Annotated in this window: 33 protein-coding genes; 15 read left to right on the plus strand and 18 right to left on the minus strand. The window is 36.4% G+C overall.

The genetic code is table 11. The annotated features are described in order from the left end of the window. Positions 1–10 precede the first annotated feature (10 nt). The 18 genes from plsX to D7I46_RS10445 form a co-directional block, all read right to left on the minus strand. A complete protein-coding gene (plsX, locus tag D7I46_RS10365) occupies positions 11–1,006 on the minus strand; it encodes a phosphate acyltransferase PlsX (protein WP_120772810.1) in 996 nt (331 codons plus the stop codon). Between the two features lie 283 nt (positions 1,007–1,289). Beyond that, positions 1,290–2,102 (minus strand): Cof-type HAD-IIB family hydrolase, encoded by an 813-nt coding sequence (locus tag D7I46_RS10370; protein WP_120772811.1) that lies wholly within the window; start codon positions 2,100–2,102, stop codon positions 1,290–1,292. A gap of 168 nt (positions 2,103–2,270) precedes the next feature. Continuing rightward, entirely contained in the window at positions 2,271–2,804 is a 534-nt protein-coding gene (locus D7I46_RS10375) for an NUDIX hydrolase (protein WP_240424416.1), read from the minus strand. A 46-nt stretch (positions 2,805–2,850) separates the two neighbouring features. Then, positions 2,851–2,991, minus strand: coding sequence for a hypothetical protein (locus D7I46_RS13345; RefSeq protein WP_162930883.1), 141 nt, complete (start codon positions 2,989–2,991; stop codon positions 2,851–2,853). 31 nt (positions 2,992–3,022) lie between these two features. Further along, positions 3,023–4,660, minus strand: a complete 1,638-nt coding sequence (locus D7I46_RS10380; protein WP_120772812.1) for an ABC-F family ATP-binding cassette domain-containing protein — start codon at positions 4,658–4,660, stop codon at positions 3,023–3,025. 479 nt (positions 4,661–5,139) lie between these two features. After that, positions 5,140–5,469: a hypothetical protein gene (locus D7I46_RS10385; RefSeq protein ID WP_162930884.1), complete on the minus strand. Its 330-nt coding sequence runs from the start codon at positions 5,467–5,469 to the stop codon at positions 5,140–5,142. Positions 5,470–5,579: 110 nt separating this feature from the next. Further along, complete coding sequence (locus D7I46_RS10390; RefSeq protein ID WP_120772814.1) at positions 5,580–7,751, minus strand: glycoside hydrolase domain-containing protein; 2,172 nt, start codon at positions 7,749–7,751, stop codon at positions 5,580–5,582. 79 nt (positions 7,752–7,830) lie between these two features. Beyond that, positions 7,831–8,232, minus strand: coding sequence for a hypothetical protein (locus D7I46_RS10395; protein WP_120772815.1), 402 nt, complete (start codon positions 8,230–8,232; stop codon positions 7,831–7,833). After that, positions 8,229–8,945 (minus strand): hypothetical protein, encoded by a 717-nt coding sequence (locus tag D7I46_RS10400; protein WP_120772816.1) that lies wholly within the window; start codon positions 8,943–8,945, stop codon positions 8,229–8,231. Before D7I46_RS10400 ends, D7I46_RS10395 begins: the two co-directional genes overlap by 4 nt. 191 nt (positions 8,946–9,136) lie before the next feature. Next, on the minus strand, positions 9,137–9,403 hold the full coding sequence (locus tag D7I46_RS10405) for a helix-turn-helix domain-containing protein (protein WP_120772817.1): 267 nt from the start codon (positions 9,401–9,403) through the stop codon (positions 9,137–9,139). A 229-nt stretch (positions 9,404–9,632) separates the two neighbouring features. After that, positions 9,633–10,457, minus strand: a complete 825-nt coding sequence (locus D7I46_RS10410; RefSeq protein WP_120772818.1) for an SDR family NAD(P)-dependent oxidoreductase — start codon at positions 10,455–10,457, stop codon at positions 9,633–9,635. Positions 10,458–10,548: 91 nt separating this feature from the next. Continuing rightward, the gene (locus D7I46_RS10415) at positions 10,549–11,130 is read right to left on the minus strand and encodes a TetR/AcrR family transcriptional regulator (protein WP_120772819.1); all 582 of its coding nucleotides are present in this window, start codon (positions 11,128–11,130) and stop codon (positions 10,549–10,551) included. A gap of 82 nt (positions 11,131–11,212) precedes the next feature. Then, on the minus strand, positions 11,213–11,599 hold the full coding sequence (locus D7I46_RS10420; protein WP_120772820.1) for a DUF1801 domain-containing protein: 387 nt from the start codon (positions 11,597–11,599) through the stop codon (positions 11,213–11,215). A 9-nt stretch (positions 11,600–11,608) separates the two neighbouring features. Next, positions 11,609–12,439 (minus strand): SDR family NAD(P)-dependent oxidoreductase, encoded by an 831-nt coding sequence (locus D7I46_RS10425; protein ID WP_120772821.1) that lies wholly within the window; start codon positions 12,437–12,439, stop codon positions 11,609–11,611. Positions 12,440–12,557: 118 nt separating this feature from the next. Continuing rightward, positions 12,558–13,223 (minus strand): YdeI/OmpD-associated family protein, encoded by a 666-nt coding sequence (locus tag D7I46_RS10430; RefSeq protein WP_120772822.1) that lies wholly within the window; start codon positions 13,221–13,223, stop codon positions 12,558–12,560. A 233-nt stretch (positions 13,224–13,456) separates the two neighbouring features. Next, positions 13,457–14,194, minus strand: coding sequence for a MerR family transcriptional regulator (locus tag D7I46_RS10435; protein ID WP_120773349.1), 738 nt, complete (start codon positions 14,192–14,194; stop codon positions 13,457–13,459). A 218-nt stretch (positions 14,195–14,412) separates the two neighbouring features. Then, positions 14,413–15,612: a tyrosine-type recombinase/integrase gene (locus D7I46_RS10440; RefSeq protein WP_120773350.1), complete on the minus strand. Its 1,200-nt coding sequence runs from the start codon at positions 15,610–15,612 to the stop codon at positions 14,413–14,415. A 106-nt stretch (positions 15,613–15,718) separates the two neighbouring features. Continuing rightward, entirely contained in the window at positions 15,719–16,390 is a 672-nt protein-coding gene (locus D7I46_RS10445) for a helix-turn-helix domain-containing protein (protein ID WP_162930885.1), read from the minus strand. Between the two features lie 135 nt (positions 16,391–16,525). Here D7I46_RS10445 and D7I46_RS10450 point away from each other — a divergent pair, with 135 nt between their 5' ends. The 15 genes from D7I46_RS10450 to D7I46_RS10505 all read left to right on the plus strand — a co-directional run bounded on the left by D7I46_RS10450 (position 16,526) and on the right by D7I46_RS10505 (position 25,994). Continuing rightward, entirely contained in the window at positions 16,526–16,717 is a 192-nt protein-coding gene (locus D7I46_RS10450; protein WP_240424417.1) for a helix-turn-helix domain-containing protein, read from the plus strand. A gap of 78 nt (positions 16,718–16,795) precedes the next feature. After that, a complete protein-coding gene (locus D7I46_RS10455) occupies positions 16,796–17,491 on the plus strand; it encodes a Rha family transcriptional regulator (RefSeq protein ID WP_120772824.1) in 696 nt (231 codons plus the stop codon). A gap of 71 nt (positions 17,492–17,562) precedes the next feature. After that, positions 17,563–17,727 (plus strand): hypothetical protein, encoded by a 165-nt coding sequence (locus tag D7I46_RS13350; RefSeq protein ID WP_162930886.1) that lies wholly within the window; start codon positions 17,563–17,565, stop codon positions 17,725–17,727. Next, positions 17,727–17,963, plus strand: a complete 237-nt coding sequence (locus D7I46_RS10460; protein ID WP_240424418.1) for a hypothetical protein — start codon at positions 17,727–17,729, stop codon at positions 17,961–17,963. The genes D7I46_RS13350 and D7I46_RS10460 overlap by 1 nt, the downstream gene beginning before the upstream one ends. Further along, complete coding sequence (locus D7I46_RS10465; protein WP_120772825.1) at positions 17,960–18,232, plus strand: hypothetical protein; 273 nt, start codon at positions 17,960–17,962, stop codon at positions 18,230–18,232. Before D7I46_RS10460 ends, D7I46_RS10465 begins: the two co-directional genes overlap by 4 nt. Before the next feature lie 62 nt (positions 18,233–18,294). Beyond that, complete coding sequence (locus D7I46_RS10470; protein WP_120772826.1) at positions 18,295–18,513, plus strand: hypothetical protein; 219 nt, start codon at positions 18,295–18,297, stop codon at positions 18,511–18,513. After that, a complete protein-coding gene (locus tag D7I46_RS13355; RefSeq protein ID WP_162930887.1) occupies positions 18,510–18,659 on the plus strand; it encodes a hypothetical protein in 150 nt (49 codons plus the stop codon). The genes D7I46_RS10470 and D7I46_RS13355 overlap by 4 nt, the downstream gene beginning before the upstream one ends. Continuing rightward, positions 18,649–18,972, plus strand: a complete 324-nt coding sequence (locus D7I46_RS10475) for a hypothetical protein (RefSeq protein ID WP_120772827.1) — start codon at positions 18,649–18,651, stop codon at positions 18,970–18,972. Before D7I46_RS13355 ends, D7I46_RS10475 begins: the two co-directional genes overlap by 11 nt. Positions 18,973–18,981: 9 nt before the next feature. Continuing rightward, positions 18,982–19,428, plus strand: a complete 447-nt coding sequence (locus tag D7I46_RS13440; RefSeq protein ID WP_205570815.1) for a hypothetical protein — start codon at positions 18,982–18,984, stop codon at positions 19,426–19,428. Positions 19,429–19,502: 74 nt separating this feature from the next. After that, positions 19,503–20,717, plus strand: coding sequence for a hypothetical protein (locus D7I46_RS10480; protein ID WP_205570816.1), 1,215 nt, complete (start codon positions 19,503–19,505; stop codon positions 20,715–20,717). Between the two features lie 743 nt (positions 20,718–21,460). Then, positions 21,461–21,982 (plus strand): hypothetical protein, encoded by a 522-nt coding sequence (locus tag D7I46_RS10485; protein ID WP_120772828.1) that lies wholly within the window; start codon positions 21,461–21,463, stop codon positions 21,980–21,982. Positions 21,983–22,128: 146 nt separating this feature from the next. Continuing rightward, complete coding sequence (locus D7I46_RS10490) at positions 22,129–22,713, plus strand: hypothetical protein (RefSeq protein ID WP_162930888.1); 585 nt, start codon at positions 22,129–22,131, stop codon at positions 22,711–22,713. Beyond that, on the plus strand, positions 22,713–23,021 hold the full coding sequence (locus D7I46_RS10495; RefSeq protein ID WP_120772830.1) for a hypothetical protein: 309 nt from the start codon (positions 22,713–22,715) through the stop codon (positions 23,019–23,021). Before D7I46_RS10490 ends, D7I46_RS10495 begins: the two co-directional genes overlap by 1 nt. Before the next feature lie 628 nt (positions 23,022–23,649). After that, on the plus strand, positions 23,650–24,894 hold the full coding sequence (locus tag D7I46_RS10500; RefSeq protein WP_120772831.1) for a hypothetical protein: 1,245 nt from the start codon (positions 23,650–23,652) through the stop codon (positions 24,892–24,894). A gap of 329 nt (positions 24,895–25,223) precedes the next feature. After that, positions 25,224–25,994 carry a hypothetical protein gene (locus D7I46_RS10505; protein ID WP_120772832.1) on the plus strand — a complete coding sequence of 257 codons (771 nt, stop codon included), beginning with the start codon at positions 25,224–25,226 and terminating at the stop codon, positions 25,992–25,994. The last annotated feature ends 292 nt before the right edge of the window (positions 25,995–26,286 follow it).

A 26,286-nucleotide genomic window follows, 5' to 3' on the forward strand; every position in this document is an offset into this window, starting at 1 on the left:
TGTTGGCTTTTTAATTTTCCATATTTTCGAAATGTTCAACGAGCTTGCCAGTCACATCTGTTTCTAACATTTTGTGAATTTGTCTCAGCGCAGATAATATAGCGATTTCGCTTGAGTTGCCATGTGCTTTGATAACAGGTGCTTTTAAGCCGACAAAAGCTGCACCTCCAGCAGCATCTGTGCTCATCATGTCTTTGAGTCCAGAGAGAGGTTTTTTGATTAAAGCACCACCGATTTTTGTCGTGAAACTTCCTTCCATAATTGCTGCTTTAATCTGTTTCATAAGAACGCTTGCTGTACCTTCAATTGCTTTAAGTACAGCGTTTCCCGTGAAACCATCAGCTACAACGACATCAGCACCTCCAGTGAGAATATCACGTGATTCAATATTTCCGATAAAGTTGATTTCAGACATATTAGATAAGAGCTCATGTGCTTCTTTGACGCTTGGTGAACCCTTTGACTCCTCTGTACCGTTAGAAAGTAAGGCTACTTTTGGTTTTGTTATTCCTCGGACATTTTCAGCGTAGTAAGAACCTAAAATTGCGAAATCAACTAAATGCTGCGCCGTGTTTTCAGTATTGGCACCGAGGTCAAGCATCTCAAAGCCACGCCCGTCGCTTGTTGGTAAAGTAGACATGAGCGCAGGACGTGAAACTTGCTTGATTCTCTTGACCAAAAGCAGACCTGCAGTCAAAAGTGCGCCGGTCGATCCAGCAGATAAAACAGCATCAGCCTCTCCTTTTTTAACAGCTGTCACTGCTCGAACGAGGGAACTATCTTTTTTAGATTTAATTGCGGTTACTGGATCATCGTGAAAATCAATGACTTCAGTAGTTTCTATGATTTCTATATTTGTTTCATCATCTAAAAATTGACGAATTTTTTCTCCGTTACCATAAAGCTGAAAAGTTACGTCGGAAAATTCTTTTTTAGCAAGATTAACACCTTTTACGATATTTTCAGGAGCGAAATCTCCTCCCATCGCATCGATTGCAATTTTCATATTCTTCTCCAAATTTATTAATTAAGGTTGTGTAGAAACTCGTCTTACTCTTGATGGCGAACATAAGGTATGCCCCCCAAGGTGTAACAACTAAGCGACCTATACGCAATAGTCTGCTTAACATCTTCAATATGAGGTCATAACTCTTATTCCTTCGCTCTAAGCGAGGGCACTGTCAAAGTTGAGAATGAAGCAAGCGCAGTTTGACAAAAAGGCAGAGTTGACTTCACACATCTATTATTAAAATTATAGCAAAAAAAGTGGTTTAATGACCACTTTAGTTTTACTTTCCAGAAATAATACGCTCAATCTCAGTAAAAACAGCATCTTCATCATTGCTTCCAATGATGTTGTCAGCAAGAGTGAGTATTTCCTTAGTTGCATTGCTTACAGCGTATGAAGTTCCAGCATATTCTAGCATTTCGTAGTCATTCATTTGGTCGCCAAAAGCAGCGAGATTATCTGCTGTCCATCCAAAATGTTTGACTAAAGCATTGAGCCCAGAAGCTTTGCTGATTCCATCTGGGATAATATCAATACTCGTAAAACCTGTTGTTGTTGCACGGACGTAAGGAAGCTCTTCAGTGATAAAACTTTCACATTCACGTGTCTTATCCTCAGGAAAATTCGTGGTGACTTTGAGAAGGGTGTCGTCAATCTCATCAAGGGAATTCACAATCTGGCAATTAGCATAATAAAGTTGAGCCTTATCAAAGAACCAGTCAGATACACCTTTGATAGAATAGGCACCTTTAAGTCCAGAAATCAGAAAGTCACCATCAGGTGATAAGGGCATTCTGCGTAGCAAATCAATGATTGAATCAATTTGTGAGGTAGAAAATGTTTGTGCGGAAATCATTTGATTTTTATAGCTAACCACGCCACCATTTTCAGCAACAAATGCCATTTTATCTGTAAAACCGTCAAAGAGTTCTTCTAAAGCTAAAAGTTGTCGTCCCGAAGAAGCGCAGAAAATCCAACCTAATTGGTCAAATTGTTCAAGTACAGTTGCTAGTTTATCACGATTATATGCGCGATCAGAACGCAAAAAAGTTCCATCCATATCTGTTGCAAACAGCTTTAATTCTTTCGTCATTTGTTTCTGTTAGTCCTTTAAATTCATTACGAGTTATTATTATAATTTTAACTTAGCAGCACTAAGCTCTGCTTTCGTTCTACTAACATTGGTGGGGAAAAGAATCCCCACCAATGAAGTAATCACTTTAATTCAAGATAAAATTTATTCAGCTATGAAATCATCAATTTAATTTTCTACAAATGAAGTTTCACCATTAAATCTAATATAATCAAAAATGTGTTTTGCATAGTGAAAAGGAATAAATTTCCCCTCATCAATCAATGCATTTAATTCGTCTTCGGATACCCACTGCATCGCAGAAACTTCTGATTTTTGAAGTTTTAAATCTTTGAGCGGTATATTTTTTTGAATGATAAAAATTTCACTCCAACCTTCATAGAACTGGATTGTTAGACGACTTGGTACATTTGAAAAGTCATGGAAAATTCCTGTTTCTTCTAGAAGTTCTCGAGTAGCAGCTTCATGGAAAAGCTCCCCAGCCTGTACTCCACCGCTAGCCGTAAAGTCCCAGAAGTGAGGAAAACTTGACTTTGTCACCTGGCGTTGTTGAATAAGCACTTTATCACCAGTTTGACTAAAAATAATAACACGAACAACAAAGCGAAATTGACCATCTCCTAGAGGGATTCCGCGTGTTCCGATTTTTCCTGTCTTTAGTTTTTGGGCATTATAAATATCAAAGTTTTCCGTAATAATCACACTTTCGGTAAGGAAGTGATTACTGACAGTTCCTATATCCGCCGATTCAACGGCTCATGATAATCGCGTTGAACTGACACAGTTCTGTCAGTTCAGTAAACATTGAATCGGTGGCTAAAAAACTTGTCAGCAAAGCTGGTAAGTCTGTCAGTAACCTTTTTGTCAGTAAAACAAACTCTGTCAGCAATTTTTATTACTGACAGAGTTATCAAATCAAATTAATCAGCCCAAAGTGCTTTAACTTTTGCTTGCACTTCATCATTAGAAAGATAATCATCATAAGTTTCACCAATGCGGTCAATAACACCAGATTTGCTGAGGACAACGATATGATTTGCAATCGTATTGATAAACTCATGGTCATGTGAGGCAAAAAGAATACTGCCTTTGAAAGCCTTCAGACCATCATTGAGTGCAGAGATAGACTCCAAATCCAAGTGATTAGTTGGGTCATCAAGTACCAGCACATTAGCACGTTGAAGCATCATTTTTGAAAGCATGACACGGACTTTTTCTCCACCTGAGAGGACATTGACCGATTTCAAAGATTCCTCACCTTTGAAAAGCATCCGTCCAAGGAAACCGCGCAGATAAGTATTGTCGTCTTCTTCCTTAGTCAAAACGAACTGACGGAGCCAATCCAAGATACTGTCAGTAGAAGCAAAGTCTTTCGTATTATCTTTTGGCAAATATGAGCGAGAAGTCGTTACGCCCCATTTAATCTCACCGTCAACCGTCCAGTTATCCTCAATGTCGCCCATCAAAGCACGAATCAATGTCGTTTGTTGAATATCATTTTGTCCGATAAAGACTGTCTTATCACCAGGCGCCAAGATAAATGAAATATTTTCCAAAATGATTTCACCATCAATAGCAACTGAAAGGTTATCTACACGTAAAAGGTCATTTCCGATTTCACGTTCTTGTTCAAAACCGACAAATGGGTATTTACGTGAAGAGGGGACAAATTCTTCAACTTCGATTTTATCCAGCATTTTCTTACGTGAAGTTGCCTGTTTAGATTTGGAAGCATTGGCAGAGAATCGCGCGATAAATTCTTTAAGTTCAGCGATTTTTTCCTCTGCTTTGCGGTTGGCATCACCTTGCAAGCGCAAAGCTAACTCAGATGACTCTTTCCAAAAATCATAGTTTCCTGGGTAAAGTTTGATTTTACCATAGTCAAGGTCAGCCATATAAGTACAAACATTATTTAAAAAGTGGCGGTCATGAGAAACAACGATAACGGTATTTTCAAAGTTAATCAAAAATTCTTCTAACCAAGCGATGGCTTGAATATCAAGTCCATTAGTTGGTTCGTCCAAAAGTAAAACGTCTGGTTTACCAAATAAAGCTTTAGCCAGCAAGACTTTGACGTGTTCGCCAGAAGTTAAGTTTGCCATACTGTCCATGTGTTGCTCAGTCTTAATACCCAAGTTTTGTAGCAGTTTTGCAGCTTCAGACTCTGCTTCGTAGCCACCCATTTCGCCAAACTCTGCCTCGAGTTCAGCTGCGCGCATGAAATCATCATCCGTTGCATCAGGATTCATGTAGATGGCATTTTTTTCTTGATTGATGGCAAAAAGTTTTTCATTTCCCATCATTACAACATCAAGTGGTGTTTGGTCTTCATAGTCGTAATGGTTTTGTCGTAGTACGGACATCCGTTCATTTGGTCCCATTGAGATATGACCTGTTGTCGGTTGGATTTCACCATCTAAGATTTTCAAAAATGTTGATTTTCCTGCACCATTTGCACCAATCAAACCATAGCAGTTGCCAGATGTAAACTTGATATTGACTTCATCAAAGAGTTTACGGTCAGAAAATTGTAGAGAGATATCAGATACTGTAAGCATTAGTTTTCCTTTTGTTTAAATAGTCGTGTTTAGAAACTCTGCTTTTTCAGCGAACTACGCTTTGGTGCTCGGCGCTTACGCCGAGTAAATGAACACAAAGTTAGGTTCGCTTTAAAAAGCAAAACGAGTTTCCAAACAACCTTAATATAAGCTCATTTTTACTTATACTGTTTAGCTTTTAAACGGAATATTTAGTAGCTGAACCAGTATCACAAAGAGCATTCTACTCTTATTCTATCATAAATACTAGACTTTATAAAGCTTATTTTTCTTTGTCAGTAATGAGAAATATGCTGTCAGCAAATAATTTTTTCTGTCAGTACTGACAGATTGATTTTTGAATTTTTAGTTTCAGTTTAGTGTGAGTTTAGTGAGAATTAAGTGGATGCTATTATAATATATTTATTCCAATTAAAATTTTTCATAAAGTTTACTCCTAATTTAAAAGACACGGCTGGTTACCGTGTCTTTTTGTCCATTTATCGTTCTAAAATCCAGTGAAATTGAAGATTTTCACTACCTTGAAAAGGGCCTCCCTTTACACTCCAAATATAAAAAGATATTTTAGGATTTTCTACTCCAACTTTTTTCATTTTATCTAAAAGCTGTTCAGCGAAAGGTTCAAATTTGGTTTTTATGTTATCAAAATTCTCTTGACTGACTGGAGTATTTTCATCTAATTTCAAACTATATTCATATTGATTGGTAACGGAGGCTCCAAAAGGCGCACCTTCAAATTCCCAAGTCGTATTTTCTCCAAATACTTTCTTTAATTTCTCTGTTTGATCTCTAGCAACATTACTTGTCAAATTAAACTGGTCGTACGGTCCTATATTTTTATGAGAATCGTGCTTGTTTGAACAACTCGTAAGAAAGAGAAGAAGTAAAAAGAGAAAAATTAATCTAAAATACTTTTTCATTAAGCAAGCACTAAAAGAGAGAGCATGATGATTCCAAACACCGATATTAGCCCATCAGCTTGAATCGTTTGAGCTACAGGAAGAATCGGTTGAGCTGTCATACTAGAGAAAGTTTCCAAAAGACGAATGAAATTCATCGTTGGAGTCGCTTCTGATAGGTAGCTAGATACTTTTAGCAAAGTATCATAATTCCCGATATCTTCAGGTTGCACAGCTTGTACGGTGTCTCGTCTCAGATAAATCTGTACTCTCCATGTTACCGCTCTACCGCTCCCATCATTATAGCTATAATTAAATTTTACCTCGATTCCTCGATTGGGTTCTTCTGGTCGATTTGCAGGAGATATCGTAAATGAACCTTCTTTGATGTTAGAAGCTATTTCGTTATAAATGGTAAACTTCTGTTCCTCAATAGGGAGAACAATTTTCCCATAATACTTGGTTAATTGTTCAATTAAATCGTTCGTGATTTTTCCGTTACTTATTTTTAAATCCAAAGGATTATTTGAAACATCAGTATCAAGACTTTGGATAAGCTTAACATAGACGTTATACGGACCAGATGGAATCAGTAGTTCACTATCAAACTCAATTGTTCCAAGAGCAGGTGGGGCTAAAATAGGGAGAATTTCACCAAGTTGAATAAGTTTTTGACGAGTCGGTCTTATTCCCACATCCTCGAAGTGATTGAACCCTAAATCACGACCAGATACAGCAACTTGGTCAATAGCAAGTACTCCACTATCCAAACCTGTTGAAAATTCTATAAACTGGTCAAAAGCCCATAGATTTGGCATAGGAAAACCTAAATTTCCGCTGTATCCTGTTGACATATCTGATACAAAGGCGTATGCAGCAAAGCCAGCAGAGATTACACGGTTGCAAATGTTTCGAGTTCCATATATTCCTACTCGATATCCTGTTGGAAGTAGAGCGTTATAGATTGATTCAAAATAAGGCAGAATCGTTCCTGCTATGTTGCCATCTTGGATATCTACATCTACTGCAAAATAAATGACCGTTCCAACAGGAATTTCTAAATTAGCTGCAGCATCTCCAGCCGTGAATCCATCGATATTTCCTTGGGGTGCATTGAAATAATCAATATCCCAACCTCCATCTTGATAAATGGGAAAGACAGAAAGTCCACGAGAAAAAATAGCTGATAATTCTTCAATGGATAGAAATTTATCATGTTTATCTGAACCAACTCCCACACTTCCAGTAAGATAACGTCCAATAATTTTTACGTCCATATCAACAAGGGTTTGGATTTGTGCCAGTGTGAGCTGAGTAGATGTATCAACTCCATCTGCGTTTCTGTCTGTATCTCCAGCACTAGATAATAATCCTTTAATAACCATTCTATCTGCTATCCTAGTATACTCAGGGAGAATCATAAATTTACGAAAAGAAAGAACAGCATCACCCATACTATCAGAGAAATAACCATCAAATACCCCATCGGAATAAAAATCATTTACATATAATCCGAATTGTACGATTCTTACGTAATTTCCGCTGTCTCCTTCAGAAATAGGATAAGTCCGACTCGTTGTACCGTTTCCATAAGAACCAGTTGCTTCATCAGGAGAATAATTTAATTCAGCTTGCAAGGCATAAATTAGCGCAGTATTGGTATCACGCTGATAAATCCCATCACAAGGTATTATTCCGAAGTAATCAGAATAATTAGCATTTAACCATTGCTGTATTTCTCGAATTTTGGCATCTCCTCCTGGAACTAAGACAAAAGCACTCATGTCAAATAAGGCTCTAGCCCACATTCCAGATAATTTACCATTTGGAGCATATCCAGCATCAGCCTGCAGTTCGTTTATTGCATTGGTAATGTTGGCAGAATATTTACCATCAAATCCGCCAGGGCTGATTCCTTTACACCAAAATGCTCCCTGAATAAGATAAACGATATTGCCTGTCAATCCGTTAATGAGGTGTGGTGTTATATTTTCATCAAAGCGTTGCAGGGTTGTGTCGCCAAAATTAGGTATCAAATCTGTAATATTTAACTCATGTTGTAGAGCCTCAATCAACCCATAAATTGTTGCCCACCCAGTTTGTCCATTTTCTGGAACTTTATCAAAACCTGCAATATTTCCGTAGGTTAGATTTAACCATTGTTGCGTTTGAAGTACTAATTTATCTGCCATTATCTACTCCTATTCTTCTTGTACTATCAGTATGACTCAGGTGGTTTGTGGAAATTATCTAGGTAGGGGACTGCTAAACTTAATTCTTATTCTTCTTGTTATTCGCCTCTATCGCTTTTTCAATTTGAGTCATACTGGCAGAGTTGGGGTCAGTTTGTGTGTGATAATAGGTTACCTTATTACCTTCTTGGAGTTCTACCAAGTCGCTTTTACTTGAAAGAGAGGCAAGTATTCCACCATGAGGGAGTACCAAGAGATGTCTGGAACGGTCAGGATAATCCTTCAAATTATAGATTTCTCGAAAAGAGGCTATAGTTGGAAAACGTTTGACACAGTACTCGATGGTTCGATTATTTTTCTGTTTTTGTTCGGGAGTATAAACGGAAAAACTAGTGATGGGTTTATTGATATAGGAGTAAATTCCTATCCCAATCCCTACTCCTATCAAGATAAAAGCAAAACCACTTAGAACTTTTTTCAAAGCTTACCTGTTCCTTTCACATAATAAAAAGCATTCGTTACATTGGTGAAGTATAGCATCGGTTGACCTGTATGGGACCTGTAATAAGTACTTGATGATGTAATTTTTGTACCATCCAATATCCCAGAAGTCATATTACTCACTTGAGTTAAAGTTCCAATGCGACCAGGTCCATTATATGTTAACCAATCTAAAGCGCATAATGTGCCATTTTCATCATCTCCAATCCAGTATCCTCCATATCTCCAAGTGTTAGTACCAGCATCTGAAAAATAGTCGGAAGTATAAGATGTCCCTGCCACATTTAATACTTTAGAAGAAGCAGGTGGAGTCGCACCAAAAACTTGAAATGGGTTATTTTGTGCTGCAAGAGCAGTTTCATATTTATCAAAAGCTACTTTTTCAGCTTGAGTTACAGTTATTGCGTTAAGACTAGTGGTACTATCTATAGTGACCCAAGAAGACTCATCAATTTTTCCATTGACCAAATCTCCTATTTTTGCTTCACCTTGCACATAACCTCCCAATGGCAGAGCAACTACTTTTTCATTTTGGTCGAAATTGCTGAATTGTTCGGAAATCTGTTCCTTAACGAGTTCAGTTGCGGTGTTTTGAATATCATCGGCCTGAACATTTGTAGGACTAAGCGCAAAGCTTCCAAGAGTTGCAGTAACTAATGCAGTACTTACTGCAAAGATTTTAAAGTTAGTCATGATAGACCTCCATATGTAAAGTATAAATCTGATTGCGAGTGCGCACTCTTTAATCACAAGCCTATTATATATAGAGAAGTAAGCGTTGTCAACGTTAAAAAAGTATGAGATTCTAATATTTTTTATGAAAAAATCTCCTAGGCAGGCGATCTAGGAGAATGAAGAGATATAAGTATGAAATTTACGTACTTTTAAGTAAAAAAATCAAGATTAGAAAAAAAGAAAACGAGAATTAATGTAAAAAGCTTGCCAATGTCAATATCAAGAAGAGATACAAGATGTTTGAGCGTATCAAAGTCTGGTTGCGCACGTCCTTTCTCCCAGCCACAAATAGTCTGCTTACTAAAATGTAATGATTCAGCGAGCGCTTTTTGGCTAAGTCCTTTTGCCTTTCTGGCTTCTCGGATAGTGTCTCCTAATTCTTGTGTGATTTCGGTTTTGAATTGTTTTGCAGTCATAATCACTCCTGAAGAAAAGCGTTTTCTTTATGATTATTATAACATTTTGATAAGAAAATATACCAGCACAAATATGAGTGATTGAGATATTTATAGAAGTAAGTACGTGCCAAAACTTTGAATTTCGTCTAACTAAATTCGGTGAGGAATTGCCCTTTTATCAGTCGCTTTAGCGACTAGAGAAAATGGACAAATGTTTTACGAAAATCCCACTGAATAAGTCTTAACTTTATTTTTGTTTTCCCGTTCGATTCAATATTAATGTAAGCACTCTGATAAAGAGTTTGGGATGAGCGCGTGCAATATGAACAATGGCACGGTCACCCATAGAATGGAAATATCGACGTTTGGGCTTTTCATCTGTCGCTGCTTTATAAAAGAGTTCGGCAAGTTGTAGAGAAGTTGCGCCAGCACCCAGACTTTCGCCAGATAAAGCACCACGAATACTAACTACGAGAGGTTGATAAGGACTATTTTGCTTTAGATTTTTTTCTGCATTTTCCATAGCAATCGCACCCCAACTTGAAGCTGTGCCACCAGGTTGAATAACGATTGAACGTATACCAAAAGCTTTGACTTCAGTATCAAGTGTATCAGACCATTGTTGCATTGCAGCCTTTGTCGCATGGTAAAAGCTCCCTAATGGCATATAAAGATCGCCACCAATGCTTGAAATATTGATAATTCGTCCAGATTTTTGTGTGCGCATTGTAGGTAGAACAAGTTGAGAAAGCTCTACTGCACCAAAGAAGTTAGTTTCAAACTGTTTACGGACATTTTCCATTGAGATTTCTTCTGCTGGACCATATTCACCATAGCCGGCGTTGTTGATGAGGACGTCGATGCGGTCTGCTTGGTTCAGGATTTCGGTGACAAATGCTTGGTTACTTTTGGAGTCTGTTACGTCAAGTTTGAGTGCAGTGATATTTTTGTCTGTTGGGATTTTTTTGACACGGCGAGCGCCCGCAAAGACCTGCCAACCTTTATTGGCAAAGAGTTTTGCGGCTTCGTAGCCCATGCCGTTTGATGCGCCTGTAATGATGACTGTTTTCATGATAAATGTCTCTTCCTTTTTAAATAAATGATTGTTCATTCACTTAAACATTATAAATGAATAATCATTCACTTGTCAAGTGAAGTGTCATTTAATGCAAAATTAGGGCATCTACTGAGAGTTCAATCATTTGATCAATTTCTTTTTCGGATGGACCTGTTCCACTACGAGCATGTGATGTTAGAACTAGACTGATTGCAGAAGCAGACCAAGTTAAAAGCAAATCAACTGGATAATCTTTGATTATTTTTGCTTCTAAAAGCCTATTATAAAGCGCTACTATAATCTCTGCGCGCTTCATTGAATAGGCAAGCCCTTCTGTTGAAATTTCGCTTGGATTTTCAAGTGCTTCTCGCATAAAAAGCGTCTCTCTAGGATTATTACTCCAAGAAGTAATCATAAAGCGAAGGTAGTTTTTAAGTTGAGCAAGGGGATTTTCACCAGCTTGTGAGATTGCTTCTGTATCACCATCATCAAGTAAATCTTTGACTTCAATCAAAATGCTACCTAGCATATCTGTCTTATCCTTATAATAAATATAAATCGTCGCGGGACTAACGCCAGCAATTTTGGCTACTTTTGCAATAGAAAGTCCGACAAGTCCAACTTCTTTGGTCAGTTGAAAAACGGCTTGGGAAATGGCTTCTTTTTTATTTTCATCAATTTTTCTCATAGTTTTATTTTAAGTAAATGAATATTCATTTGTCAAGGGGGATGTAAAAAAGAACAGCGTGATCTCTGTCATGCTGTTCTTTTTATAATTCATATTGTCTAAGAAGATTTGAGATGTTTTCTTTGTATTTGTCTAGAAAGGTCTGATTTTTAATACGTAGACAGCCTTTTCCAGTTGAAGATTTTGGGAAGTTTTTTGTGTATTGCTCAAATGTGGATGTCGTATCGTAGATATAGAGAGCAATATAATTTTTTTGAGGAGCGATATTGATATAGCCCGCATCTTCATAATCTGGTGATGGCCGTGGATTTTTTCCTAAAGCAAGAGCACAGAAGGTTTTTCCATTATCAAAAAGTCGTGGAGGATGGTTTGGGAACTGCTTGACAACGAGTTTCACTACTTGTCGCATGAGCTCGGAATCAAAGCTTTGTGCAATGAGCCCATCAAGATTTTCTGCTTTATTATACATTCTACCTCTTTACTTTTTTTCAAAGTAACGCATAGCAAGGAGAAGAGCTTTGCGGAAAACTTTGGGATGGTTTCTTGCAACATACACCATAAATTTATCACTAAAAGAGTGCAAATAGCGTAGACTAGGCTTGATATCTGTTGCTGCTTTATAGAAAAGTTCCGCTAAATCGGTAGTTTTTGCGCTATTTTTCATAAATCGTTCTAGACCCATAGCAACTGAACTTACAAGGGGTTGATAGGCAGAGTTCTCACTCATGTTCGCCTTAGAATTATCAAGAGCGATAGAACCCCAACTAGACTGTGTACCTCCAGGCTGGATACAGATGGAACGAATACCGAAAGGAGCGACTTCAAGATCAAGAACATCGGACCATTGTTGAATAGCTGCTTTTGTCGCGTGGTAATAGGCACCAAGCGGCATATAGACATCACCGCCAATACTTGAGATATTAACGATACGACCATAATTTTGAGCGCGCATAATTGGTAGGACAAGTTGAGTGAGTTCAACTGCACCGAAAAAGTTAGTTTCAAATTGTTTTCTTATCTTGTCCATTGGAATTTCTTCTGCTGGCCCATATTCACCATAGCCAGCGTTGTTGATGAGGACGTCAATGTGTCCTGCATCATTAAAAATCTGTTCAATGAAAGCATGGTTTGAAGTGGAGTCAGTCACATCAAGTTTGATGGCAACAATATTTTCACCATCTTGGGGAATTTTTTCGACACGACGTGCACCTGCGTAAACTTTCCAACCTTTTTTGGCGAACAGTTTTGTCGCTTCATAGCCCATGCCGTTTGATGCTCCTGTGATTGCTACTGTTTTTTGATCGGTCATAATATCACACTTTCTTATTTTTGATGTGGTTCATAATTTTGCTTTTGCGCTTGTAATGATTGTGTCCCAGTCGTTGTTTTCTATGGTATTTAAAAGCAGCATGAATGCTAAAACACTTTCATTTTTTTAAAGACTTTTTGTAGAGGTCTGAAGTTTTGATTTGGGCGGTCATTGCTGACGAAAATTCGTCTTTACGTTTTTCTTGAGTAGCGGACTGCTTGGCAGAGTAGATGTAGCGCGCCCAGTCGCGCTGATAACCTGACGTGAGGTTATCAAAGTAGTCAAGCGCTGTCAGTTCGGTCAGTAATTGACGAAGCTCTGGGAGCTTGTTTGTATAGTCAGTAACGCGTTGACTAGCTACAGGAGTTTTTCTTGTTTTTTGACTGGCTATATTTTTGATAGCAATGACGGTGTAAATCTCGTCAAGTGCAACCATACGATTGAATTTGAGTGTACTATCGGTAACGAGTTTACTATCAGGATTAATCTTTAATAAGTCAAAAAGTTCATCACGATGAATGGAGGTGCTAAACTTTTTGTTTCCAACTTTCGGATAGGCGACAACATAAAGGCCGTCAGGGGATACTTTATCACGATATTTAGCAAAAGACTTTGTAAATTCTTGGGGATTTGTGACGAAAGTAACGATGAGGTCGTAACTGTTTTTTTCGTCAGCATCCTGACAGTTTGTTAAGTCTGATAAATAGCTGCTATCGGGAAGATTGAGTACCAATTTATTGTTGAATTTGTTGAGATTGAGTTTTTCTACTAGCGTTTTTACCATCTATTTTCTCCGATTTTTAAGATAATTATACCACTTCAAATGGTAGGTGCAAACTGTTTATTTCTAAATCATTTTTGACTTCATTAGCTCTGATAAGTAGAAACAAAAAAACTCCCGAGGAGTAGACGGGAGTTTTAGGAGTAATTTATGAAAAAGTTTATTTAGGAGTATGAAAACATTATATGTCACAAAGCTGAAATGAAACTTAAATGAAAAGGAAAACCTTTTCTTTTTTATTTATTATAAAAATTAATTGTCGTATTAAGGAAAAATTCGGGAAGGCCATCGTATTTTTGAGTGTAATTTTTCCGAAATCGTTCATCATCACAATACATATGGGTCAAGCCGATGTGTGCCTCGGGTGTGACGCTGTGGTCTTCCCAGTAAAATTCGAGCCATCTTTTGTGAAGTTTAACAGCTTCAAAAGCGAGCTGCTCATCGTTGTCAGCATAAGCTTTTTCTAATATATTAATAATTTTTTCATGAGTTTCCTTTGTCCAACCAAAATCTGTTTCACTTTGGTTTAGAAATTTTTGGTTTGCTTTTTTGATAGTTTGCTGACCGTATTTTTGGCGGATTTCGATGCCATAATTTTTTTCATTTTCTTCTAGTTGTTGCTGTTTGAAAAGTTCAAAATCTTTTTTTGACATTTGATAATCTCCTTTTTCTAGTTTTGATGATAGGTGTTTAATCAGTGCTGATAAGGTATTTTGGCGTTCTGTCAGTACTGACAGATGTGTGGTCAGCGCTGTTTTTTCATCAATTTGTGCTGACAGAATTTCTTTAATTTTCTCTAATGGTACATTGAGCTGACGGAGACTCAAGATGTAGAAAATTTGATTGAGGTCATTGTCAGTATAGTTTCGATAGTCATTGTCAGCGCGACTGGGTGAGAGTAAGCCTACGGACTCCCAATGTCGCAAAGTTTTTGAGGTTAGCCCTGTGAGTTTAGTAACTTGTTTGATGTTCATATAAGACTTGAAGACAGGTGTCACAAGCGTGTCAACTGTATTTTCCTTTCGTTATAAAGTGAGAAGTTTAAAGATTAAATTTCTCCAAATCATCAGCTGATAAGTCTATTTTACAACTTTACCTTAGGTCAAGGTCAAGTGATAAGCTAGAAAGGCTTATATACCAAGTGCCGCGAACAATCTCTCGTGACTCGCCTACGTTTTTACCTACGCTCTACTCAAAAATTAGCGAAATCGGAGAAAAGTTTCATTTCATTTTCTGCCTTGGTTGGTTCTAAGTGACTATATGTGTCCATTGTCATTTTTAATGTTGCGTGTCCTAGTCTCTCTTGAATGACTTTGTAAGACATACCAGCATTGAGGCAAAGTGAAGCGTGTGAGTGTCGAAAACCGTGAAAACCAATATCTGGAACATTTGCACCCTTAAAAATAGTTTTCAGTGTCCTTTTAAAACTATTATAGTCAGCAACTCCCCCGGTCTTTTTTGGAAAGATAAGTTTTTGATTGGGTAGACCTAATGCCATAAAATATTTTTGTTGAAAAAGCCACCAAGATTTAAGTATCTTTTGAGCGTGAGGGTCAATATGTACAACTCTCACGCTTTTACTTGTTTTTGGAGAGTCTTGTATCTGCTGTTTAAGAGTGACATTCTTATTTACAGTAATCGTACCATTATTAAAGTCTAAGTCTTCCCAGTTTAAGGCGAAAGCTTCACCAATACGCAAACCAGAAGCGACAAGGAGACGGCATAAAGCAGTCATGAATTCATTTGTCCATAACCCTTTAGGAAGTCCTTCTAGATGTTTAAAAAATTGGTTGAGTTCATCCTTGGTTAAATGTTTTTGTTGCCTTGCAGTTGATTGTACTTTAACTTTGGGGATAAGAATGTTTTGACAAGGGTTAGAACTGACGATACCTAAAGACAGGCCGTACTTAAAAATACGGTTTGTAATGCTGAAATAGAGCCGATAATCACGGCCTTTTCCTTTTGCTCTTCTAGATTTATTACCAATTGGTAAACTAGCAGTTTCAGCCCATTGATTGACTTGCTTTTGAATGATATGTGGAGTGATTTTGTCTAACCTATATTCTCCAAAAGATGGTAATATATAGTAAGTGAGATAGCTGTGTATGTTCCCTAAACTACGCGGCTTTTTATCTTTTTTATAGAAATCAAACCAGAGTTCAGCAAGGTCTTTAAAAGTCTTGAGCTGCTTTTCCTTTTTGACACATCCATTTTTAATAAAATCATTTTGAAGCCGTGAGAGTTTAGTCTTAACGGCTTTTTTTGTGTTCCCACGCACATCAGTACGTACTTGCTTACCTGTGAGCTTGTCAATGCCAATATAAGCACCACGGAGGATGTAACGTATCTCTCCGCCTTTAGTTTTGTATTCTTTGATATTTAGTTTGTTCATGTTGGTTTGTCTTTCTAGCACCGCCCAGTACGCAAAAGTCAAAACATGAATATGGTAGCCCATAAAACCTTTTATATAAAGTTTATAGTTACTTTAAAATTATATTTTATTCATCATCACGAGATAAATTTTTAGCATCCTCTAGATAATCCATAATTGATTGTTCTTGTTGACCTTTCATAAGATAACCAATGTAACTTATTAATTCTTGTTGTTTGTCTATAGTTAGAGAGTGGAATGCATTGAGAATCCAGTCATCTACTTCCTTTTCTGAATGATTGAGTCGTCTTTCATTGTCTGTTAACTTTTTTTCAATCTTTTCTTTTTCTTGTTCCATGAAATGAATATTGGAACTAGCTATTCCACTTTTTACATACTTTAAAGCTGAAGTAGCTTGTTCCAGACTAGCTGCTATTTCCATTTTTGTATTATTGAATTTTTCTTTGTCACTATCTGTTTCCACAAGTGTTTCTAAATCATTTAATTTTTTATTCATATCCTCAAGATATGAAATATATTTATATAACCCAAAGTGATCTCCTTTACTTTCTAAATCAAGAACACGCTGGATCTCTTTATCATCACTCTTTTCAATACCCGACAAATAAGCAATCGAAACTCCAAAATAATCTGCTAATATTTTAGCCTTATCAACCCTTGGCTCTACACCTCGTGATTCATAACTTGCAAGTGTCGATTTTCCAATATTTGTCTTATCACTTAATTGTTGTAACGTAAGTCCTGCATTTATTCTTAACTCTTTGATTTTATTTGTCATATTAGCACCTCTTGAAAGCATTATATCATACTTAATTTAATTTTGTATAACTTTTTTGTTGACTTTTGCACGAAATTAAACTAAAATGATTTTATCGTTTAAAATTAAACGTAATTAAACTAGGAAGGAGCGATCTTGAAAGAGATAACAAGTGAAATTGCAAAAGCAATCCGGCGAAAAGCGGCTGATTTGCAGCTTTCTCAGAAGGAAGTGTGCAAAGAAATTGGTATAACTCCAAAGACATATTCACGTCTGAAGGTAGGCGGTTATCATGTAAGAGATACAGTTTACATAAAAGTAACTCAGTGGCTAGTAAAAGACTATTAAAAAAGCGCACCGCCCAGTACGCAAAATTGAAAGCAAGAAAGACTGCAATGTCATGAAACTATGTAGAAATGAGGATAAATGACCCCATTAGTATTATTTGACAGCCTAGACTTGTCAAAAGCAAGCAATGAAAATTTTTATACGACTACCGAGATTATTGCTGAACGATCAGATAATTCTTATAAAGTTGTATCTGATTTAGTTCGTAAATATCGTTCTGAACTTGAAAAAATTGCACCTCTAAATAGCTTTTTGAAAAAGCTAAATGCAAATGATGTAGGGCGTTCAAGAAAAGTTTATCATCTTAACGAACAACAAACTTTATTCTTTATTCCATTGTTGGGAAATACTCCTGCAGTTGTACAATTCAAGTTTGATTTAGCTGCTGCATTTGTAGCACTGAGAAACGAACTACAAGCCCGCAAGATTGCAAGAGCAGTTGAAAAGCCGAAAGGAATTACTCTTCATCAAGCTATTTCTGAGTGGAATCATTACCCACGGCATGGTAAGATATGGCATACGATTATTAGAAGTTTGCTTGCTACAACAGTAACAGGACTGACCAAGAAGCAAATTCAAGCTAGAGATACTGACTGGAGAAAAGAAAAAACGCTCCTAGACCTCTTAGATTCGGAGGAAATGGAACGTTATAAAATGCTCGAAAATATTGTGATATCCATGATTGAAGCTGGCTCTGACTATGACCCTATCAAAGCAGCAATCAAATCCACAATGACAACAAAAAAAGCTGAAACCACCACAGAAACAGCTTAAAACAATAGTAAGGCAAGCTCTTTACGAGTTTTGCTTTACTCAAATTATAACATATTTGAGGAGAAACACAAATGAACCATACAATCGAAGTATTATACCCAACTCACGGCACGCAATCAGGCGCACAAGTTCAGTTTGACCCAAGCACACACATTTGGACAGTTTGGACAAAACAAGGCTTAGAACGAACGTTTAGAAGCGTAACTTCTTATGTTAGATACATGACGAAAGGTTGATGGATATGATTGAAGATATTAATTTAAAAAACGCTGAAGTTTCAGCAATCCTAACAATGGTTTTAGATGAAATTCAAGGAATATATAATCTTGAAGAAGAAAATTGGCACCATGAGTTAGTTAGACTTAAAAGTACTCTATTTACTTCGCTTTATATGATGGATGAACGAGTACAAGATATTAATGGAATCGCTAGATTAATCATGAAAAAAGAAGTTCAAAAGGAGAAATCATGAGCCAAATATTATCAGAGCGAACAGAGCAAGAACTTGCTCAAGGTGTGTTGCAACGCTTGGATAAGCTTATAGAGCAGCGTGAGCAACTAAACAAACCATTTCCTTATGTGCAACAGTCCGAACTGATGAAAGAGTTAGGTGTGTCTACAACTTATTTTTCTAAGCTAAAATTACACGGCTTAAAACAGGTCATCTTGGAAGATGGCGATCGCACCGTTTGGTATTCCAAGCAACAACTTGCGGAATTAATGGACTCTCTAGCAGAGTAAAAAAAACTAGCGAGGGAGATTGCTGGCAGTATGATAAAACTAAAGGACATAAGGAAATGAACATGAACAAACAATGGTCTATGACCGCAAAAGTAAATGAGCTTGAACGTAGAAAGCTCAAAAAGTTTGGTGCAGTGAAAAAGGAGTATCGAGAGTTTTCGATTTACTACAAGAAGATTGCTACTTCCGGCTCCTTTTGTCCGCCTGTGAGAGTTTTGTTGTTAAATATAAGCAACAAGCCTCATCAGAGCCACAGACCCAATGGGAGGGCTAGGAAATGACTGACATCAAAGTTAGCTACTTTGTAGCAGACACAGACAGCGCAGTCATGGGGAAACTCAAAGCCGCTTTAGGAGAGGTTACCCAAAAGCGAGACAGCTTACGATTAGAAGTATCAGAAATAAAGGAGCTAAAAAATGAAATTTAAAAACTTACAACCACTAGACCAGAATATTATCACTATTATGAAAGCACACATAGGACTTGATAAAGTGATTAAGCTTGATGTACTGGTGGACTTGACGAATAGCGATAGGCGCACGATACAAGCTCGTATTGCCTACTTACAAGAGCATTACTGTGCCATTGGCTCAACTGATGATGGCTATTTTGTACCACAAAGTGAGGAAGAGCGGACGGCGGGAATTACGAAGAAAGAGAAATCCGCATATAGCGCTTTACGTGCAATTAGTGGTGTTCGTACCGCTCCTCTTGATTGGCTGGACAAGATGATGGATTAGGAGGAGAACGTGACGGAAGTTACCATGGACTATCAATATTTAGAGCAACAACGCAATGCTTGGGAACGATTGGAAAAAAATCTTAAACGAGCTTTATCTCTACCTTGGGAAGAGTTTGACAGTCCCGACAGTGGAAAAATTCCCAAAGAGCTAGATAAAGTTCATGTCTTGCACCATGATGTTTATGAGTACCCCATCCTTGCAAGTAAAAATATAGAAATCGAAAACGCGCGAATGAAACGACCGAGCCTTTACCTGAATAATGGATTGATTGCCCTAGGAATTGGATATGGGGTTCTTGGTTCAAAAAAAATCAAAGGGACGTCTGAGGAACAAAAAGAAGTAACAATCAGTGAGGAGAACGCCCCCGTTTTGTCAGTGCCATCCTCGATTATTTGCATGGAACTATTGCCTTTAAAGAGGGACAACTCTTTGCAACCAACGCCTACCAACTAGCTTATCTTTCAGAAACTGCACTTGCGAAACGGTACCGAACCAGTCAAAAAAGTCTTTTCCAAGCGGATGATGTGATGAATATTTTAAAATTCATTCACTCAAAATTGGAACTCGAACCCGTAAAGACGATAAAAACATCGACTATCGCAGGGGCGGACTTTCAGCTAGATTTGGAGAAAAAAATAATCTTCCAAGACCGCCCTCCTCAAGCCACGGAGTGTTATTTCAAATACTTTGAGGGCCAATATTACCAAGCTGTCAGTGAGCTAACTGTGAAATACGCGGAATTTCTTTCAGAGGTTACTGACGACTCCGACAGTTTGCACAATGCGAGTTTGCAACCTATTTATCAAATGTTAGTAGCTTGTGGCTTGCAGAAAAAAGACAAATTTTTTGTGTCAAAATCAAGAGAGCGGACGGGAAAAGGGTTGAGAAATGGCATTGTTTCCTCCCTCTTTGATACAAAAACCGTAAACCTCAATGAGTTGGCCAACAAAGCCACGGGAGCGATGGCATGGGCGAATCTTGATAGTAAAGAGATGTACCTGGCGACCGAAAGCGCAGGCCTTGACCGTCAGCTCGAAATCATGCTAAAAATCATTGCAACTGAAACCATAGCCCAAGGACGACGACAAGGAAAAGATTATTCTGAGGTTAATTTAAGCGGTATATTGTCAATTGATACGAATGAAAAAGTCTTCTTTTCTTCGGGAATGAAGAGTAGGGCGGTAAACATCGCTTTTAAAGACCGCCCCAAAGAAGAGACAGACTCCGAGCGTAAAGATTGGTTTGATCCCTATGCGATTCCTTTGACTACTGACAAGGTAGCAGGAGGTTTGGCTGCTTTGCTTCATTCTTTTCTCTTTTGGAAATCTACGACGTTTTGTTTTGACTTTAAGCAAGTAGAAATGAATAACTTTACGGGAGATGATGCCCAGTTTGACGATGTTCAGGTTTATATTATGGATAAAATGATCGCAGGCGATGAGGTGGTCTTGATTACTAATAATGATGAGATTAAACAATTACTCAAAGAAACTTACACGGGGGCAACCAAGAAATTAGACCGAAAAAATGCACTTGATGAAATCGGGATGGCAGAACGTAAAAGCCAGGTCATACACCCCAATAATCTCGAACGAAAAAGTATTAGGCACATCAGAAAAACCAATCCTAAAAGATTTCAAAAAGCAAGTACTGCTTACATGGAACAAGTGATGGAAAATGCGAAATTTATACAAAACCCACAACCTAACCCAGAAATAACCCATATTTTAGGAAGCGAATAACCGCACTAATAAAGGGATTGACCCCCAATAACCCGTATAACCCACATTTCTCTTATAAGGGTTATTTCATATAAAAATAATTATCTAGGTTTTAATACTATACCAATTTTTAATAAGAAATAAATTTTATTTTATACTCTTTTAAGGGGAAATACGGGTTAGAGGTTTTTGCGGGTTAAGCGTTGGTAGCGTTGGGCTTGAGGTGGGTTGTAAAACGGGTTATAACCCGCAAAATTTGGGGGTTATGTTGGAGAAATAGATAGAATCAAATACAAAACATAAATTGGTATATTTAAAAAAGGAGAAAAAACAACTCGAATGGGTAAAAGAGGGTATAAAAGAAAATAAGGTGCATTTGTAAATGCACCAAATAATTAAATGCACCCTACAAATGCACCCTTAAAAAACCTATATTATATAAAGGGTTATGGACAATAGGGTATAAAGGTGCATTTATATTTAATAAAAATAATATTTAGTATTAATTAAAAGGGTGTGTCTCTCATGTACACCTAGTAAAAGTTTGACGAATTAAATGCACCCCATGAAAACAACGCTTTCAAAACAGTGTTAAGCTTTGATATGACAGGGTTTGTGAGGGGTGTGTTACTAAATGCACCACTGAAACCAAACGCACCCCTAAAATAGGAGAAAAGATGAAAAAAGCACGTTGTCCGACTTGTTAAAACCTGTTATAAATTTTACTGACAGAAACTATATATTAGAAAAATGGAGAAAATCAAATGAAAATTACAAAACAAATAGCACAAGCAAACCTTAATCTCTTGAAAACTTTTATGAATAGCTTTGCGAATGAAGCACAAGGCACAGAGATTGCATTTGAGGTCAAAGGGGCTTTATCAGTGTTAGATAACGCACTGGCTCAAAGTGGGGAAGAACAAGCTGAATACCAACCGAAGACACCCGCAAGTATTCGATTAAAGAACATCAAAAAGTTTCTTGAGGAATGGATTGATGATGATGCAGCAAGCGCAACAAGTGCGGAGGTTGACCTTTTAGCAGAGCTTTTGGGATTCCGTGAGCTTGTAGAGTTCCCTGATGTGTTTGATAAAGATGATGAGGACAACATCAAAGCACAGATACAAGAACTATACTCACTCAACAATTCAATGATTACTGCAGACCCTAACCATATACCAAGATATACAGACGGAACAATTATTAAACCGTCTGACTTAGCAGATATGAACATGAATGCTTTAGATAATATCGCTGAACTCATCGGCTTTGAATTAGAAGAATAGGAGAAATAATGAGAGTAAGACACCCAACAAAAATAGTTGTTTTAACTAAATAATAAAAATGGCTGTTAAGTCAATAAATGCAAGGAGTTACAAGATTTATTTGTAGTTCCGATTATAATATATATTTACCAATAGAAAATGGAGAAATGAACATGAGAACACTTGAAGAAATTGAAACACAATTCATCAATATAAAAAAAGCAAACGAACAAGAATTTAAAGATTATGATGATAAAGTTTTTGAAGCACAGAGAGAGCTTGAGGAAGCCAATAAGGAGCTTTCAAATGCGGAAGCTACCGCTAACCTTGAAGCTTACAAGATTGCTAAAGATAAAATTTGGACAACAAAACAAAGCGTTGAGATGTATCAGAATATCAAGAATAAAAAAGTGAAGAATCCTCTAGTTTCAGAGGAGGAATATAAAACACTTACTCAAGAGATTATTCGTGCTGCAGATGCCTTTAATGATAAACAAATGGAGCAAGCGAAAAAACTTGCCGAACAATTGAGTGAGTTGTCTGCAGAACGAAATGCAATGATCAATAAATCTAATAGTCTGTTATCTACTTTGCAGCGTGACTTTAAAAAGCTAGAAATTTTGGAGGGAACAAACTCAAGAGTAACTCACACGGCTGATGGTGGGAAAACAATTACGAGCTTGCCACAAGTTCGGGTGGGTTATCTTGATACAAAAAATTTATTAAATAGAGCATTGGGGGGAGGGAAATAGTGAGTGAATACGAAAATTTGATGGCTAACATCTCTAAGCAGAATGAACTAAAAAACCAAGGTAAACAATCTTTACCAGCAACACCAGAGTTACGTGAAGCTATTGCAGTAAAGCATAACTTGCCAGCAGAGATGGCTGAGAGATTACGAGGAGAGGATGAGCAATCGCTCATTCAGGATGCGGAGTATCTTAGCCAGTATGTTAAAAAGACAGTACCAACAGCTCCGTTGAAAAGCACAGAACCAATCATGAAAGACCCATTGACACAATCACTACAAGAACTTGTACATGATCTAACTGGACAATGATATAGCAAGAGAGATGAGTGTGCAGTGCCTGCTCTTAGCTTTAAAAGATAACCAGATGAAACTATGTTAATTATTATTTATTAACATAGTAGTTTAAATAAATAATAAAAAAATATTTATATTAATTTATTATTTTTTTAATTTTATTTTTCTAATTTGAAAATAATTTTTAAAGAAAGTATGGGGCATAGCCCCCTCCCCCTCGGTCGCGCCGTCTTTCACGCCGTCACTGTACATTTTTTCTCGTGCGTGTGTTTAACAGGAGGAAAAGAGGTTTAAAAAATGAGTACCATCCGATGTAAAATCTGTAAAAAAATGTTCCAAACTGCCAAACAAGAGCGGTATTGTAGCGAAGAATGTAGAAAAGAAGCTCGCAAGAAAGTTCGTAAAAATTGGGAAGAAAAGAACCCTGATTATATGAAAAATTATATGCGAGATTTACGTAAAAAATAGTGCTACAAATCAAGTCGTAGCACGATATAAAAAATATAAAGTAAAATCCCCATACAAGGGCATTTGGATATAATAGTAGTTAAGAATTCAGTTTTTAAAGCGCATTGCAGTGCGCTTTTTTTGTTTATATTCTAGTGATATAATGATAATAATCACAAGTAAAAGAGGAAATAGTATGGGAAATAAAATTCAAGATAATGATTCTATAAATGAGTTAGGAAAAATTATTAAAACAACGAAGGTTTTGAATCCTATTTTAAAGTTATTAAATATAGATTCTGGAATAGACATCAATAAGATAACAAAAGAATATGCTGATTTATTGACATTAAATGATGACTTTAATATGTACTATCATGATAGGGGGTGGATTGCTCATGAATCACTTAACATAGATGTTTTGAAATTCTGTGTTAGTATCGCAAAAGATGGGAATATTGATCGTGGCGAAGAAGCTCTGATGGAGTATTACGAAGGTGAATTAAAAAATTTTGAGAAATATTCTTATAGAAAGCATTTTTATGATAGACATGAGCTATTAAACCTTGCGATAGAAGATTATTTTTCTGGACGGTACCATGCTTCTATACCGATAGCTTTATTAAGTGCTGACGGAATAATAAATGATGTTGAACCAACGGGATTATTTGCGAAAGAAACCGACTTGGAAGTTTGGGACAGTATCTCTGGCCATGGGAGCGGCTTAAAGTCTTTGGTTTCACTGTTAAGTAAAAATCGAAAAAAAACTAGTACGGATTCTATATCTCTTCCATATAGAAATGGTATTTTACATGGAAGAGATATAAATTACTATAACAAATTTGTTGCCATTAAATCTTTTGCATTATTAATATATTTAGCAGATTGGATAAGAGAGAGATCTAGTGAAGCTGATAGGATGAGAAAAAAAGAAGAGAAGGAAACAAAAACGTGGGGAGAATTATTTAAAAGTATAGCCAATACAACTAGGGAACAAAAAGAAAATGAAAAGTTGCTAAAGGAATGGAAACCGAGATTTTTTGAAGTAATTCCATCTACTTATGAAAGTAATTCTCCAGAAGAAAAGGTCTTTGAGTTCTTAGAATGTATAAAAAATAAAAATTATGGCACACCTACTTCTATGTATCCAACTTTTATTCTAGGGAATTCCTCAAGAAAATCAAAAGCTAGAATACTTAGAGAAAATTTTAAAGATATAACAATTACTAATTATGAAATATCTAAAATTAATGATAGTTCAGCAGCAGTCACTATGATAACGATGAAAATAGCTTATGAATATAACGGACTGTTAAAAGAAAAAAATGTGGATTTTAGAGTAATGTATGAAGTTAACGGAGAAGTAAATAATCGACTTAAATTAAATGGTAGTTGGAAAATCACAAATATAGAAGGTATTAGCTATATTTTGATAGAATGATAAAAATTCACTAATATTTTTACTATTAATAAAGTTTTTCAGTTCAGAAAAAAATTAATGTGAAGAATGCGGCAAAAGAAAGCATCTCTTTGTTGCTAGGAGTGCTTTTGTATTACTGAATTTTAGGACTTGTATTCGCAAATTCTATGAATGCAAAAACGAAAATTTCTGTTTTGCTACTTGTGACAGAATGCTATACCGACATCACTTAGGGTATGAACAATATACAACATTTGTATATTATCAGTAGCATATATTTATAATATTAATACAATTTCAGTTTTTGGTATGATAATAATTAAATAGGTAAAAGATTAATGAGTATGAGTATGAAAAAAGTAAAAATTGTTATAGTTCTTTTTGCAAATAGTCCTAAGGGTAGCTTTGAAAAAGAAGAATTAGTGGATGAAAAAGATTCGTTACGAAGCGTTGCGATTAAGCTTAATAATGAATATGTAAGTAATATACCGGAAGAAGAAAGAGAAGGCTATCAAAGAATTCTAAGTTCCACCAACCCACTCGGAATAACGGTAGAAAAAGAATCCCCATATAACGGTACATTTTTTTATTTTAATGATGAAGAAGAAGTTATGTTTATGACACTCTATGAATTTCTTGAAAGAGATACTACTATTTTTGAAATAGAAAATCTTATTTCTAAAGGTTACCTGAATGGCACTTCTGATATTATCTATGTATATGTTCCAAATGGATTGGGAAGCGGTCCAGAATTAGATTACGTAAAAATTCTATTATCTACTTTTTCTAAAGTGGTCCTCCCTGTTGTTGGTGGATTTTTTGCAAAAAAAATAAAAAAAATTATTTTTATGAAAAAGATGAAAAAGCGGGCAAAGTATTGGGTGGAAAATAGAGGTGTAAGAGGAGCAAAACAGATTAGAGCTTTTATAGATATTAAAGGGGAGTGGCTGACTGAGGACTTAAAAAAATGTCTAGCTATTGATGAAGAAATAGCAACAACTTTATTAAAGTCTTTAGGTTATGAATTGTCGGGTGATATTTGGTATAAAAGTTACTCTGAAGAGGCGATAATTAATAGGAAACGTTGGGAAGAATATTCTGAACATAATTACATGTACTAAATTATGAGGAAAAATATAATATATAAAAAAGCACTTACTAAGTGCTTTTTATGGTTCTCAATTTTACGTACGGCGGTGCAATTTTTACCTACGTTTTTACTTACGTATTCAAGTAAATGTAAGTTGTTGTAAATGAGCTATATGATGTAAAAAGGCACTAAAAGTGAGGTTGGTTTCTTTATATTCTCCTAAGATATTGCTTATTTGGATTAGGTCAAGGTCAAGTGATAAAACTAATTTCTTGACAGAAAAAACTTTTTCGTTTACAATTGTAAACATAAAGAATAAGAAA

Origin of the sequence: Lactococcus allomyrinae (assembly GCF_003627095.1) — a bacterium.
GTDB classification, from domain to species: Bacteria; Bacillota; Bacilli; order Lactobacillales; family Streptococcaceae; genus Lactococcus; species Lactococcus allomyrinae.

What these genes read in the sequence shown, in the direction of transcription:
- D7I46_RS10405 (WP_120772817.1), bottom strand. Translation starts at nt 9,403, where the DNA reads ATGACTGCAAAACAATTCAAAACCGAAATCACACAAGAATTAGGAGAC.
- D7I46_RS10485 (WP_120772828.1), top strand. Translation starts at nt 21,461, where the DNA reads ATGAAAATTACAAAACAAATAGCACAAGCAAACCTTAATCTCTTGAAA.
- D7I46_RS10370 (WP_120772811.1), bottom strand. Translation starts at nt 2,102, where the DNA reads ATGACGAAAGAATTAAAGCTGTTTGCAACAGATATGGATGGAACTTTT.
- D7I46_RS10390 (WP_120772814.1), bottom strand. Translation starts at nt 7,751, where the DNA reads ATGGCAGATAAATTAGTACTTCAAACGCAACAATGGTTAAATCTAACC.
- D7I46_RS10480 (WP_205570816.1), top strand. Translation starts at nt 19,503, where the DNA reads ATGAATATTTTAAAATTCATTCACTCAAAATTGGAACTCGAACCCGTA.
- D7I46_RS10400 (WP_120772816.1), bottom strand. Translation starts at nt 8,945, where the DNA reads ATGACTAACTTTAAAATCTTTGCAGTAAGTACTGCATTAGTTACTGCA.
- D7I46_RS10420 (WP_120772820.1), bottom strand. Translation starts at nt 11,599, where the DNA reads ATGTATAATAAAGCAGAAAATCTTGATGGGCTCATTGCACAAAGCTTT.
- D7I46_RS10505 (WP_120772832.1), top strand. Translation starts at nt 25,224, where the DNA reads ATGAAAAAAGTAAAAATTGTTATAGTTCTTTTTGCAAATAGTCCTAAG.
- D7I46_RS10455 (WP_120772824.1), top strand. Translation starts at nt 16,796, where the DNA reads ATGACCCCATTAGTATTATTTGACAGCCTAGACTTGTCAAAAGCAAGC.
- D7I46_RS13350 (WP_162930886.1), top strand. Translation starts at nt 17,563, where the DNA reads ATGAACCATACAATCGAAGTATTATACCCAACTCACGGCACGCAATCA.
- D7I46_RS10415 (WP_120772819.1), bottom strand. Translation starts at nt 11,130, where the DNA reads ATGAGAAAAATTGATGAAAATAAAAAAGAAGCCATTTCCCAAGCCGTT.
- D7I46_RS10410 (WP_120772818.1), bottom strand. Translation starts at nt 10,457, where the DNA reads ATGAAAACAGTCATCATTACAGGCGCATCAAACGGCATGGGCTACGAA.
- plsX (WP_120772810.1), bottom strand. Translation starts at nt 1,006, where the DNA reads ATGAAAATTGCAATCGATGCGATGGGAGGAGATTTCGCTCCTGAAAAT.
- D7I46_RS10475 (WP_120772827.1), top strand. Translation starts at nt 18,649, where the DNA reads ATGAAATTTAAAAACTTACAACCACTAGACCAGAATATTATCACTATT.
- D7I46_RS10500 (WP_120772831.1), top strand. Translation starts at nt 23,650, where the DNA reads ATGGGAAATAAAATTCAAGATAATGATTCTATAAATGAGTTAGGAAAA.
- D7I46_RS10430 (WP_120772822.1), bottom strand. Translation starts at nt 13,223, where the DNA reads ATGGTAAAAACGCTAGTAGAAAAACTCAATCTCAACAAATTCAACAAT.
- D7I46_RS10435 (WP_120773349.1), bottom strand. Translation starts at nt 14,194, where the DNA reads ATGAACATCAAACAAGTTACTAAACTCACAGGGCTAACCTCAAAAACT.
- D7I46_RS10490 (WP_162930888.1), top strand. Translation starts at nt 22,129, where the DNA reads ATGAACATGAGAACACTTGAAGAAATTGAAACACAATTCATCAATATA.
- D7I46_RS10445 (WP_162930885.1), bottom strand. Translation starts at nt 16,390, where the DNA reads ATGACAAATAAAATCAAAGAGTTAAGAATAAATGCAGGACTTACGTTA.
- D7I46_RS10470 (WP_120772826.1), top strand. Translation starts at nt 18,295, where the DNA reads ATGAACAAACAATGGTCTATGACCGCAAAAGTAAATGAGCTTGAACGT.
- D7I46_RS10425 (WP_120772821.1), bottom strand. Translation starts at nt 12,439, where the DNA reads ATGACCGATCAAAAAACAGTAGCAATCACAGGAGCATCAAACGGCATG.
- D7I46_RS10380 (WP_120772812.1), bottom strand. Translation starts at nt 4,660, where the DNA reads ATGCTTACAGTATCTGATATCTCTCTACAATTTTCTGACCGTAAACTC.
- D7I46_RS10460 (WP_240424418.1), top strand. Translation starts at nt 17,727, where the DNA reads ATGGATATGATTGAAGATATTAATTTAAAAAACGCTGAAGTTTCAGCA.
- D7I46_RS10440 (WP_120773350.1), bottom strand. Translation starts at nt 15,612, where the DNA reads ATGAACAAACTAAATATCAAAGAATACAAAACTAAAGGCGGAGAGATA.
- D7I46_RS10465 (WP_120772825.1), top strand. Translation starts at nt 17,960, where the DNA reads ATGAGCCAAATATTATCAGAGCGAACAGAGCAAGAACTTGCTCAAGGT.
- D7I46_RS13355 (WP_162930887.1), top strand. Translation starts at nt 18,510, where the DNA reads ATGACTGACATCAAAGTTAGCTACTTTGTAGCAGACACAGACAGCGCA.